At 40.6% G+C, this 12,569-nt stretch carries 10 protein-coding genes; 3 read left to right on the top strand and 7 right to left on the bottom strand.

Annotation, left to right across the window (positions count from 1 at the left end; all coding sequences use genetic code 11):
- Window positions 1–30 precede the first annotated feature (30 nt).
- Entirely contained in the window at window positions 31–1,728 is a 1,698-nt protein-coding gene (locus DVR12_RS13905; RefSeq protein ID WP_116976296.1) for a DUF5060 domain-containing protein, read from the top strand.
- A 42-nt stretch (window positions 1,729–1,770) separates the two neighbouring features.
- A complete protein-coding gene (locus DVR12_RS13900; RefSeq protein WP_116976295.1) occupies window positions 1,771–2,436 on the top strand; it encodes a hypothetical protein in 666 nt (221 codons plus the stop codon).
- Window positions 2,437–2,489: 53 nt separating this feature from the next.
- Here DVR12_RS13900 and DVR12_RS13895 read toward each other — a convergent pair whose 3' ends face one another.
- From DVR12_RS13895 to DVR12_RS13865, 7 genes are all read right to left on the bottom strand, one after another.
- Window positions 2,490–3,416: a hypothetical protein gene (locus tag DVR12_RS13895; RefSeq protein WP_116976294.1), complete on the bottom strand. Its 927-nt coding sequence runs from the start codon at window positions 3,414–3,416 to the stop codon at window positions 2,490–2,492.
- Window positions 3,407–4,435: a glycoside hydrolase family 26 protein gene (locus DVR12_RS13890; RefSeq protein WP_116976293.1), complete on the bottom strand. Its 1,029-nt coding sequence runs from the start codon at window positions 4,433–4,435 to the stop codon at window positions 3,407–3,409. Before DVR12_RS13890 ends, DVR12_RS13895 begins: the two co-directional genes overlap by 10 nt.
- Before the next feature lie 11 nt (window positions 4,436–4,446).
- Window positions 4,447–5,364, bottom strand: a complete 918-nt coding sequence (locus DVR12_RS13885; protein ID WP_116976292.1) for a DUF5018 domain-containing protein — start codon at window positions 5,362–5,364, stop codon at window positions 4,447–4,449.
- An 8-nt stretch (window positions 5,365–5,372) separates the two neighbouring features.
- Complete coding sequence (locus DVR12_RS13880; protein ID WP_116976291.1) at window positions 5,373–6,896, bottom strand: RagB/SusD family nutrient uptake outer membrane protein; 1,524 nt, start codon at window positions 6,894–6,896, stop codon at window positions 5,373–5,375.
- Window positions 6,897–6,914: 18 nt separating this feature from the next.
- Entirely contained in the window at window positions 6,915–9,986 is a 3,072-nt protein-coding gene (locus DVR12_RS13875; protein WP_116976290.1) for a SusC/RagA family TonB-linked outer membrane protein, read from the bottom strand.
- 234 nt (window positions 9,987–10,220) lie between these two features.
- Window positions 10,221–10,748, bottom strand: coding sequence for a carboxymuconolactone decarboxylase family protein (locus DVR12_RS13870; RefSeq protein WP_116976289.1), 528 nt, complete (start codon window positions 10,746–10,748; stop codon window positions 10,221–10,223).
- Between the two features lie 65 nt (window positions 10,749–10,813).
- Window positions 10,814–11,374 (bottom strand): Crp/Fnr family transcriptional regulator, encoded by a 561-nt coding sequence (locus DVR12_RS13865; RefSeq protein WP_116976288.1) that lies wholly within the window; start codon window positions 11,372–11,374, stop codon window positions 10,814–10,816.
- Between the two features lie 463 nt (window positions 11,375–11,837).
- On the opposite strand from DVR12_RS13865, the gene DVR12_RS13860 reads away from it, so the two are divergent.
- Complete coding sequence (locus DVR12_RS13860; protein WP_116976287.1) at window positions 11,838–12,557, top strand: hypothetical protein; 720 nt, start codon at window positions 11,838–11,840, stop codon at window positions 12,555–12,557.
- The last annotated feature ends 12 nt before the right edge of the window (window positions 12,558–12,569 follow it).

The following is a 12,569-nucleotide window of genomic DNA, read 5'->3' as shown; positions in this document are numbered from 1 at the left end:
GCAACCCGGCATCATTCTACCTTTGGTAGAATGAAACGTTACTTAAAAGTTATTCCGTGTTATGCCCTCTTATTGACTTCTACTATTGTTTATGGTAAAGATAACGCCAACGATTCAACGAAGATCAATCATATCCGGCTCGAAACCAAGCAGATAAATCTTTACGAAAAAACTGAATGGAGCATAGATCTTACAGCGCAATATACCAACCCGTATGATCAGCACCAGGTGAAACTAGACATGCTGCTCACATCACCAGCTGGTAAACCTTTATTACTTCCGGCCTTCTATGATGAAAGCACACAACAGTGGAAAGCAAGGTTTACACCTCAGGAGAAAGGAAATTATACCTATCACTTCGAACTAACAACAGGTAAACACACAACTCAAAGTACAACATCAGAGTTCTCTGTAAACAATAGTAAGGGTAAAGGGTTTCTGCATAAAAACGATTTATGGACCTTTAGGTTCGATAATAACGAATTGTTCAGAGGCGTTGGAGAAAACGTTGCATGGGAGTCGCGCAGTTTCGAAAATGATAAATGGACTTACGATTATTTGCTCTCCTCACTGGCAAAGAACGGTGCTAACTTTTTCCGTACCTGGATGTGTTACTGGAACCTGCCACTGGAATGGAAACAACCTCGTAATACCAAACGATATACAAGTTCAGACAGCTACTTCAACCCTGGTGCAATTAGGCGGATGGACCAACTGGTAGAAATGTGCGATTCGCTTAAGTTGTATTTTATGCTAACGATCGACTGGCATGGCCACCTGATGGAGAATGGTGGTTGGAAGCATAGTGCATATAATAAAGCCAATGGAGGCCCTGCAGCTACTCCTGCAGAATATTTTACCAGCAACCAGGCCATGGAGCAATACAAAAATAAGTTGCGCTATATTGTTGGCAGATGGGGATACAGCACCAGCATTGCAGTCTGGGAGTTTTTTAATGAAGTAGATAACGCCGCATTCACGCAGAAAGATAGTATTATTATTCCTCTCCCAACTATCGCACAGTGGCATCTCGAAATGAGCAGATACCTGAAAGATATAGATCCATATCAACACCTTGTTAGCACGAGTGTTTCTCATCGTGAGATCATTGGACTTAATAGCATTCCGTATATCGATTTTAATCAGAAACACATCTACAAGCATACCGAAAAGATCCCTGGAATCTATCCGGATTATATTCAAACTTATAACAAACCATATGTTGTTGGAGAATTTGGATACAGGTGGGAAGATCAGGACCCTAAATATGCAACTGAAGCCAACTATGACTACAGAAGAGGATTATGGTATGGAATGTTTAGTCCTACCCCTATTCTGCCAATGACATGGTGGTGGGAATTGTTCGACAACCAAAATATGACGCCCTATTTACAAGCTGTCAGCAATATTAACCAGCGCATGTTACAAGCAGGAAAAGGCAATTTTGAACAGGTAAACATCTCATCTCCTGTTTTGGAAACTTACGCAGTAAAGTGTGGCCAAACCTACTTTGTATATGCACTTAACAATACAAACAACCCACAGGTAGCGGAATTTAATTTACAGGTTCCGGCAGGATATAAATTACAAACATTCGCTCCTTTAACGAATCAGTGGAAGGATCAGGTGTACTCAAAAGACATTAAAGTGGCAAATACAACAATAGCCGGACGCGAAGAAATGGTGTTTATTTTCTCTCCTCAAAAATTAACCTTGAAAAAGCCCTAATCCATCCTATAAAATTTGATTATTCCACAAAACTAAAAAGTTATGAAAAAAATCGCATCCGTTATGATAGCGCTCTCTTTATGCGCTACAATGAGCTGCAAAAAAGATGTTGCTGCTGATGCAGGCAATACCCCCACTGTTGCAAGAGCTGCTGTTCCTCAAAGCGCTTTTAATTTATGGGGCACTTGTAATGGAAAACCTTACCTCATTTCCGGAAGTAATGGTATCTGCGTTCCTGTTGGTAATTGTAGCACTGATATTGATGCTGCCCAGCAAAATGGAGGGCAGAATGCTACCGGTTTGCAATTCTATGGCTGCTTTAAAGGTGGCAGCAATGCCAATAGTAGTGCCAGCGAACAGGCAGTTTTCCTATGCGACAATGTTACCCAATGGAACGGCAATGAGATGGGATTCGTTAAAACGCTGAACGATAATGTGCTTAAAGGGTATCTGCAGGGAGGAGGACAATACATCTACCAAACTATCTCAACAAACGACAATGGATACCACACCTTTAAATGCCAGGCTAAGAGCAGCAATGTTCATCAGGTAGATTTTTATGTTGATGGTGTCTATAAATTTACATTAACCAACAACAGTGGGTCCTATTATAATAACTGGTACTACTTTGTTGGCACAAACCACTGGTATGGAGGTTCTAGCCCTACAGGCCAGCAAATTGAGATGTATAGTATGACAACTTTCTAAATAACAGCAAATCGCTTAGGGCCTAAAGGTGCATCATTTTTGATGCATCTTTTTTATTTATTGCTCTTAACAGAGATACCGGCTTGTAAACTCCATCCATTCCGATATGCTGCATTCAACCGTGTGTTGGCCGTTCCATTTTCCCGCAGATACAAAGTTTCTGCACCATGCCCGGTCTCGAAATACTCATAATTCAAAGATGTAAACCAACCAATATTTTTTGTGATGCTATACCTAACCCGTAAACTCGGATTAATACTAAATCCCTTGGCGTTATGCTCAAAACTTAAAGGATGTTGGAATGTTTGAATCAGGTTCCAATTTCCGGCAGCATAATAGGTTAACTGACGATATTGCAAACCTGGCGACACAGTTATCCGCCCAAGTGGTAAATCTGCTATCCCGCCAATCACAATACCTTTCCAGGTATTTTTATAAGTTGAAGATAGGTCTGCCGGCGTACTGGCATCAGCAGGCAACAAATAATTAAGTTGATTAGAATTATTGTAACCCAATTGAACAGTGCATATTAATTCCGAATTACATAAAAACGTGTATCCAATACCGGTATACCAATCCTGTAAATATCCTTTAGCTGCAGAAAAGTTTCCTTCATAAGTTATTTCTGTCCGGTTATCGGCTTTATAATCCTTGTCTGTAGCGCTTCCGTTAATAGTTCCTGTTTTCTGGTATGCAATATTCAGGCTCCAATGTTTAAAGGGGGAACTACTGACCGATAACTTTGTTCCTAATCCGGTTTGTTCTTTCCATTTAAGTTCGGATAGAATATTGGGAGAAGTACCGGCGCTATTTCCGGCCACCGACCAGGAATTGTTATTTATAGAAGCCACTCCGGAAACATCTATCTGAAATATATACGGCTGTAAAGCAGTAGCCTGCTGTGCAGCTGCAGGATATGAAATACTGCAGGATACACAACAGGCTACAAGAAATTTTGGAAGCTTTTTGTTTATTTCCATCCAGGCATTTTTTCCAGCGTAATTACATTGTCGGCATTATACAATTGTTGAAGTTCGCTGTTTGAATTTTTGTTGAAGGTAAGTTCAGACCAACTCATAAAGAACACCCAACTGCTTTGATTTCTCAACTCCGTAACCGTAGGCAGTTTATCACATTCACCGATTGCAATAGGTTTTCCTTTTGCAATCCGGTACATCACCTCGTACTTTGCCTGTGTATAACCGGAACCATCATAAACATCCAACGAAGCAATATCGAAGTAGGAAGCACCTGGGTTATAATTAACGGCATCTGTGGCTAAGGATCCAAAATCCTGGATATTCCATACCCAGATCAGGTTGGTAAGTCCTTTGGTTTTGGTCAGATAATCGTGTAGCCATTGATAGAGCTTTACAGTGCCGTTAGGCCCCGGGCGTCCTCCCCACCAGAATTTCCCCTGGTTCATTTCGTGGAATGGTCGCCAAAGTACTTCTACTTTTTGGTCTTTAAGTTGTTGCAGATAGACAGCAATTTCATCTACCATTCCTTTCCATTTGGTATTGAGTGCGGTTCCTTCTGTACAGAGTTCTGTCCATTGTGCATCCGATAGGCCACTCAATACTCCTTTGCCATCTTCCCAGTTACAGGGAGCGCCGTAAGCAGGATTACAGGCATGCCACATAATGTTCACAACTGCCCCCTTCTTCCATTGACGTATAGCCTCATCTATCATCATCTGGCGGTTGTTGATATTATCTTGCTGAAAAAGAAAATCGCCACTCCATAATGCCGGATATTTTCCTGTGGTAGCATTGATTTCATTCGTCCAGCGGGCGGGAGTACTATTAGGTTCCCGGTTATGAATACCCGACAGGGTTTTCTTCCCCGAAATGCTGTTGAGGTAGTTGATCGTTTGAAATTGTGATGGCTTCACTGTGTCAACCGACTTATTTTCCTCCGCAGCAGGACTATTTTTATTACAGGCTCCAAAGCCAAGCGCTATTGCTAGTATGAATACGTTAAAGGTCATTTTTTTCATGGTGGTACTTATTACTGGTTTCGTTTAACATCAATCCAAAATCTGCGCGGACGTTTCACAAATTTGTCCAGATCTGAATAAATATTACCCCAGTCGTCAGTTCCCGTTAAAGTAAAGTCAAAAGAGTTATCTGTAATTTTCTTGCTCAGGTTATTGCCCAGATCAATAGTCTTAGCTCCCTGAAATGCACCGGAAGTACGTTTTCCGTTTTTATCAATGAAAATGACTACGTTGTTGATATAATCACGTTCCCAGGTGCTTTCTCCTTTTGGTATAACCCTGTATACGTTATTAAGATCCAGGGCCGGGTTGGCATACATAAAGTTGGCGTAGGCACCGTCTGGTCCTGCACTGTTGGTAACCTTACCGGTAGTTTTCCCATCAGTAGTAACCCCACTAAACTCGAAGGTTATTGTATTATCCAGTTCTTTATCCGGAGTATCGGTACCAGCCCAAACCCATGGCTTATCTTTGAGGTTTATTACACCACCACCGCCATATTCTGGTCCTGTTCCTCCGTATAACACCAATGCCTGTACGGAATAGGTTCCGAGCAATGTTTCCTCGAATGGTACAATTTCCACTGTCCACTCCCTGGTTGTACCAGCTTCTGAGGTAACCGTATACTTAAATTGGTTATTATTTTTTGTAAAGTCAATAGCCTGACCATTAGCCGGCGAAATAGTTGCCTTATAGGAAGTTTGTATTTGTGCCACCACTTTACTCAGATCGGTATTGGCCTGCAGCAAAACTTTAACTGATGCTTTGGAGGCAGCACGATCAATGGTAGCCGGACCTACCTGCACCAGGCCATTGCCGAGAGTTATAGCTTCAATGGCACGCTCATTACTGGTTACTCCTTTAAAAGGATCTTTGGTACAGGAAGCAAACAGCAGTACCAGGCAAAAATAATATGAGATATGTTTCATGAATCAGTTTATTTTTTCATTAATGGATTGGTGTCCAGCTCCCGTTGCGGAATAGGGAAGAAATAAGCACCGCTTGTAATGGTTTTACCATATTGTTGTACCAGTACTTTTTCCATGGTATTGGTTCTGCGAAGATCAAATAACCTGCTACCTTCGAAAGCCAGTTCCCAGGCACGTTCCTGAATTACCGCATTTCTGAAGGAAGTAACATCCATATCCGGGCGCAGATCACCAATATCAGCTCTTCTGCGAATTTTATTAACTGCTGCATAGCCATCGGTGGTTGGGCCACAGGCTTCTGCATAGGTCAACAAGATGTCAGAGTACCGGATAATCGGTGAATTTGCACTACTCGCATCTCCAATTCGTTGTGCATCTATAAATTTCCTGGTGAAAGGACGTGAACTACTGTTGATATCCAAATTATAAGTTTGACCGGCATTGGTATACTTAGAAACAATCAGCTGTGTTTTTCGTCTGTCAACATCCGCATAACTAAAGTAAATAGCAGATTCAGTACGGAAATGCCCCCAACCCTGTCCGATATCAATAGTAGCACTATCTGGCTTCAGTTGGTTGTAAGGAATAGTCATTGGTCGATCTGCCGGCAGAAACATATTGGGCAATTTGGAGAAACTACCCTCTCTGTCGCCGCTCCTATCTACTGCTGCATCAAAAATATGTTCGGTAACTGCTGCTTTTTTATAAATATCAATGTTGAAGATATCCGGAAGATTGTCTGTAAATCCAAAAGTCTGTTGCCCATTAATCACCTTATCGGCATAGAGTTTTGCCTGGGCATACATATCATCTGTATTTTCTACAAAATCATATCCCGGAGATCCGGATACTTTGGAGGAAGCCAGGTGCAAATAAACCTTTGCCAGCAAGCCTTGTGCAGCAGGTTTGTTTGCCCGGCCTTCGCTTATGCGGTTCTTTGTTATCAGCGTATCGGCTGCTTTCAGATCGCTGATAATCTGAGCATAGATTTCCTTCATGGAAGATTTGGCAAGGGGGATCTGTGATGCGTCTTCGATAGTGGTAGTACGTAAAGGAACTTCCCCAAACATGCGTACCAGGTTGAAGAAATGCAGTGCGCGCAGAAAATATCCTTCTCCGGTGATCTGGTTACGTTCGGATGCATCCATTCCCTGAATCTTTGGAACATTTGCCACTACAGCATTTGCACGGGCAATACCCCGATACATATACGTCCAGATATTATCGAGATCCGGATTAGTAGAGGTAGTTCTGAGTTCATCCAACTCAAAATTCCCAACTCCTGCATCTCCTTTCTGGGTAAGATTTTCAGTAGGTAATTCGGTGGTTAAATAATAGCCTCTTGAATAATACCCTACTTCCGGCAGAATGGAATAGGCATAAATAATTGCTGCTCTTGCATCATCCGGTGTTTTATAATAGGTCTGAGAGTTGATCATCCCATAGGGTTTCTCCTCCATTTTGGAGCAACTACCCAGGATGCTTACACTCAATATTACAGGTATGATATATTTGAAAGTTTGTTTTTTCATGTCGAAGATTTTAACGGATTAGAAAACTACATTCGCACCTAGTGAAACAGCACGTGGTCTTGGATATGCACCGCCATTAATTCCGCTTTCCCCTACTTCAGGATCAAATCCTTTGTTGAATTTGGTGAATGTATACAGGTTGTTGCCTGAGAGATAGAGACGCAGGCTCTTTACATATTTCACTGCATTTGTTTTCAGATTGTAACCAACTGTTACGTTTTGGATACGCAGGAAAGATCCATCGGTAAGGTAGAAGTCAGAAGCTCTCCAGCCACGGGTACCATTAGCTCTCGGATATTCATTGCTTGGATTATCTGGCGTCCAGCGCTGTAACCATCTGCTAGGCGTCATCTTCTGGAAATCCCAGACATCTCCACCTTGTACTCCGTATAATTGCAACGACAAATCAAATTGCTTATATTTTACATTAGTGTTGATACTATAAATGAAATCAGGATTAGGATTACCAATGATAGTACGGTCGTAAGAATCTACGATACCATCAGGTTTACCATCAGGACCTGAAATATCCAGGTATTTGATTTCGCCTGGCTGTGCATCTACACCAGTTAAACCAGCTTTAATACCCTCATCAACGCTCTGAATAATTCCGGCAGTTTTATAGCCATAGAAAGCGAACATAGGTTGACCAACCGTATAAGTACTGATCTGCTGACGCACCGATTCATACAACGATCCGATAAATACCTGGTTGCTTTCGCCCATCGATACAACCTTGTTCACGTTTTTGGTAAACATTCCACCAATATTCCAGGTAAGTGCACCTTTATTTATAACATTGGCATTCAACCCAATTTCAATCCCACGGTTTTGTACTTCACCATCATTGATCCACTGACGATCATAACCGGCAGATGGAGCAATGGTTTTCAGACGAAGCAAATCGCTGGTTTGTTTTACATAGTAATCTGCACTAACGGTAAATCGTTGATCAAAGAATCCAACATCTATTCCGAAATCGAGTGATCTGGTAGTTTCCCATTTCAGACTATTGTTACCTAAGCCCGCAACGATAGTACGCCCCTGCTCATCATTAGCTCCTGCAAGTCCGGGCCCGAAACCTGTTTCAAATGCAGAACCAGTGAAATACTTGTAGGAACCGTAGCGGTCCAGGGTTTGGTAAGGACTAATCCCCTGGTTACCTGTAAGGCCGTAGCTACCTCTCAATTTCAATTCAGAGAACAGGTTCATATCCTTAATAAATTGCTCTTCTCCCGCTTTCCATGCCAATGCAGCAGATGGGAAGAATGCCCATTTATTGTTGGACCCGAATTTCGTAGATCCGTCAGCTCTTGCTGTCAATGTAAGTAAATAGCGATCTTTATAAGCGTAGTTACCACGTCCATACCAGGAAGCAAGATTATAGCGCTGCAGGTCATTAGAAATAAGCATCGTTCCTGCAGTAGCCAGGTTTTCGTTCTTCATTACATCATTCACAAAATTCTGTCCGGTAAGGCCACTATACCTGTTTTCAGTTTTCTGAAAAGAGTAACCTGCAACGATAGTTGCCTTATGATCAGTACCAAAATCTTTGGTAGCAGTAAGATAGTTTTCAGACAACAGATCGAAGTAGTTACCATTGTTGATGCTACCGTAACTGCCTTTATTATCTAACGCCCGCTGGGTACTGTTTTTAGGATCATATTGGTCCTGAATACTGTTACCGGATTTAGCATTGATGGAAGTACGGAATTGTAACCAGTCTGTGATTTTGGCATTCACATAAAGGTTACCCATGAAATCTGTTGTTTTTGAAGTATTGAGCAGTTGATTTGTTAAAGCAATTGGGTTACCGAAGTCGGTATTGCTATTGCGGAAATAGCCACCACTGGAATCATAAACAGGCCAGATACGGGATCTGCCTACGCCAAGTTGCTGCCCCGTATTCTTTGTATAGGCAAGAATGATATTGGTACCGGCAGTTATTGCGTTGGTGAGCTTCTGCTCGAGATTTAAGCGGGAAGTATATTTGTTATAGTTATTATTGATAACCATTCCCTCCTCATTATAATAGTTTCCGGAGATGGCGTATTTTGTTTTTTCATTACCACCGTCTGCCGTTAATGTATAGTTCTGTGAGTAAGGTTTGCGATAGATCAGGTTTACCCAATCTGTATTAATAGGCCACTGTGGCTTATTAGGATCTAACCCTCTCAGTTCAGCAATAGAAGGGAAATATACCATTCCATTACCAACAGGTCTGTAGATTCCGATATAAGGCACATCGGAAGGAATGGCCCCACCATTGATAGAAGATTCATTTGCAAAGGTTGCATCTTCAACCGGATCGCGCCAAACATCTGGCTTATTAGACAGGAATGACTTGGTTTGAAGAGTATTAAAAGAGATGCGGTTCTGTCCTTGTTTTCCTTTGCGTGTAGTAATTACGATTACGCCATTGGCACCACGGGAGCCGTAGATAGCTGCACTGGAAGCATCTTTCAACACTTCAATAGATTCGATATCTTCGGGATTGATCTGTTTCAGATTACCAGCATCTCCCCATGGATAACCATCAACAACCAATAGCGGATCTTTGGAACCGTTGAGTGAACTGGCACCACGAATACGAATAGTAGCACCGGCACCAGGAGCGCCGCCGCCAGTGGTCACCTGCACACCTGCAATTTTACCCTGCAGGAGCTGATCTACAGAAGATGAAGGTGTTCTGTTAAGATCTCCACCCTTTAAGGTGGTAACAGCACCTGTTAAATCACTTTTCTTTACAGCACCATAGCCCACTACCACCACATCATTCAGATTTCCGGGGGCATACGACATATTCACCACAATACTGTTCTGCGTTGTAAGAGGAAATTCTTTTGTTTGCATACCGATGTATGTAACAATGATAGTTTTTCCTTCTGCCGGAACGTTCAGCGTAAACATTCCATCACCGTCGCTGACTGTAGCTGTTTTGGTTTCTTTTATAACCACGGAAGCCCCGGGGAGTGGCTTAGCCTGGTCATCTAGCACTCGTCCTGTAATTTTTCTCTGCTGCGCATTCACAACAATTGTTGGTAGGCATAGGAACAGAAGAACACTACAGCATGCAATGAAATTTTTCATAACGCATTCAGTTTTTTAAAACGTAGAAATAATGCTACAAATATAACTTGGTTATCAAGGCGTTTTTGGTGCTTTTCGATCATAGTATGATCCTGAAACGATATCGGGGGTACTTTGGCACCTATCTATTCCACTTTAAAATACTTGCTGGCACAAGATTTCATTACATTAATATTAAATTGCTCCAATAGTTATTTAAGTATTACAATTAGGGTTAACAGGTGTTATTTCAAGTTATGCATTCAGTGCATCCGAAGGTAGCCCCAACGGCTTAGCCTGCATATTGAAATAATTTTCAACAGCACACAGCCAAGTTACTTCTACAATTTCCTTATCGTTGAAATATTGTTGCAATTGCTGATAGCAATCATCTGACGCGTTTTTCGTATAGGTAACAGATTCAAGATACTCCATCATTGCTTTTTCTCTTGCAGTGAATAAATCACTCTCCCGGTAATTTAACAGTGAATTGATTTTCTGCTTATTAATATTGCCTTTAATTGCCAAATATTCATTGGTATTTGAACAAAAAGGGCAATCATTCAGGTTAGATACAAAGCTTTTGATGAGGAGTTTTGTTGGAGTATCCAAACTTAGTTTTTTTTCAGTTTGTATAATTTTTAGCATTACGCGTAATATCGGAGTACTTCGGGCATAAATAACCTGAAATGCACTGAGAACTTTACCAAATGTTCTGCGGGAAAGAAAGTAGGCTAGTCTAATCAGCCAGGAATTTGGTTTGGTAATAGGTTGTAATCGCATAGTCATTATCATTTATGCGAAGTTCCTGTAAGTAGGCGGGAAAGCTTTTGACAATTATCAAAATCCTATATCTTTCTCATTCTGCTAAGTGTTTCCTGTGTAATACCCAGGAAAGAAGCTATCATTCCCAGTGGTACCCTGTTTAATAGGCCAGGTTGTGTGGCCAGTAAATTTTGGTATCGTTGGCGGGCTGTAGAAAAATGTAGCTCATCGAACCGCTGTTGCATTAAAATAAGACCACTATTCACTAACAATCGCCCTAAGCGCTCTATTTCGTGGTAGCGGGTAAATAACTTTTCCAGTTCATCATATGGCAAGGCACAAATAATGCCGGGCTCCAGTAACTCGATAGATCTGATGTCTGGCCTTTGTGTTAAAAAACTAACCAATGAGCAGGAAATCGTATTCTCCGGGCTAATCCAGTCTGTAACATCCTTTCCATCCTTGATATAAAAAGTTCGGGCTAGCCCCTGTTCAATAAACCAGATATAACGACAGATAGTTCCCGCGCTCGTAAGAATATGTCCTTTAGAAAATTCCTCCCGAATAATAATAGCTCTCAATGCCTGCTTTGCTTCAGGTTTAAGATTTACGTAATTACCAACAAATGCGAGAAATGAGTCCATAACACCTGATAAACGATTAAGGTTTCAAAGATAAGTTATGAATGGCCGACTAACATCAGACACCCACCCCAAAATACAACCATAAAAGAAAAATACATTTTTGAATACGATCTCTAATGTATGATAATAGCATAAGTCAAGGTTTCCGGCAATAGTTAGATTAAAGCCATCAATTTTTAAACCATGAAAATTGAACCATAAATTCTTTCGGATAAATTTGATCAATCTCCCTGGTATTTTGCTAAAAATCAGTATCCATGAACTTAAGATTCAAGTATTTTAAACAAAGAAATTTCTCTAAAATATAGTAAAAATTCACCTCTAATTAATCTAGTTAAACATTATTTAAGGATAACCGGTATAAATAAACGGGGTAGTTGTTTTTGTTATGGAAGATTGACGAATAATTAATTCCCAAATAAAACCCTTTGTTATTTATTATTAAACCCATAAAATTAACCAGATGAAAAAAAACATCCTATTTCTATCATTAATTGCATTTTTCTCCTGTACAAAAACTGATACACAACAATTAACCCCAGTACCAGACATTGAGAGTGAGATTTTAAGTAAGAAAACGTATGCAGAATTTGAAAGTATACCAATTGAAAAGAGAATCGCCCTTGTCAATTTCTTTGATACTGCAAGTATTGAAAGAAGTCAAATTATTAAAACTAAAATTGCCTCCTTGCAATCCGTTTTAACTCCAAAAGCAAAACCCAATAAAAATAAACCTCTGGCTTCTGTATCTGAACCTACAACGGCAGAATTACTTTGGCTGGTTCCTTTAAATAGCAATACTCCTGGGTTCGATTATCTGGAAGACGACTCTGATCCAGGGCATACAGAAGTTAACTCCAGTATCGAATTTAGCTATAAGTGGCAAATGTTTGATAATATATTTGGCTTCTATTCTATATACTCAAGAGAACGATTTAAAGTGAAAAAGGATTTAAACGGTAATTACTTAATTGAATCACTTCAACATATGTCATCCTTTATAGAAGGATTTACATTCGGTGTTACCTGGACCGAAACTGAGGCATATATTTATTCTGGGCAGTATAATGCATTTTTACATGTTTCCGGAATCCAGGAATACCTGGGAGTTAGTTTTGAAAAGAATAACAGTCGTTATGTCAATGCGGGAGTAATATATTCCAGCTATGGAGGTCATTATTAATGGTAATTTTTC

The sequence above is a fragment of the Chitinophaga silvatica genome (assembly GCF_003419895.1).
In the GTDB taxonomy this organism is placed as follows: Bacteria; Bacteroidota; Bacteroidia; order Chitinophagales; family Chitinophagaceae; genus Chitinophaga; species Chitinophaga silvatica.
This window is presented reverse-complemented; position numbering and strand designations above follow the sequence as displayed.

What these genes read in the sequence shown, in the direction of transcription:
- DVR12_RS13905 (WP_116976296.1), top strand. Translation starts at nt 31, where the DNA reads ATGAAACGTTACTTAAAAGTTATTCCGTGTTATGCCCTCTTATTGACT.
- DVR12_RS13900 (WP_116976295.1), top strand. Translation starts at nt 1,771, where the DNA reads ATGAAAAAAATCGCATCCGTTATGATAGCGCTCTCTTTATGCGCTACA.
- DVR12_RS13895 (WP_116976294.1), bottom strand. Translation starts at nt 3,416, where the DNA reads ATGGAAATAAACAAAAAGCTTCCAAAATTTCTTGTAGCCTGTTGTGTA.
- DVR12_RS13890 (WP_116976293.1), bottom strand. Translation starts at nt 4,435, where the DNA reads ATGAAAAAAATGACCTTTAACGTATTCATACTAGCAATAGCGCTTGGC.
- DVR12_RS13885 (WP_116976292.1), bottom strand. Translation starts at nt 5,364, where the DNA reads ATGAAACATATCTCATATTATTTTTGCCTGGTACTGCTGTTTGCTTCC.
- DVR12_RS13880 (WP_116976291.1), bottom strand. Translation starts at nt 6,896, where the DNA reads ATGAAAAAACAAACTTTCAAATATATCATACCTGTAATATTGAGTGTA.
- DVR12_RS13875 (WP_116976290.1), bottom strand. Translation starts at nt 9,986, where the DNA reads ATGAAAAATTTCATTGCATGCTGTAGTGTTCTTCTGTTCCTATGCCTA.
- DVR12_RS13870 (WP_116976289.1), bottom strand. Translation starts at nt 10,748, where the DNA reads ATGCGATTACAACCTATTACCAAACCAAATTCCTGGCTGATTAGACTA.
- DVR12_RS13865 (WP_116976288.1), bottom strand. Translation starts at nt 11,374, where the DNA reads ATGGACTCATTTCTCGCATTTGTTGGTAATTACGTAAATCTTAAACCT.
- DVR12_RS13860 (WP_116976287.1), top strand. Translation starts at nt 11,838, where the DNA reads ATGAAAAAAAACATCCTATTTCTATCATTAATTGCATTTTTCTCCTGT.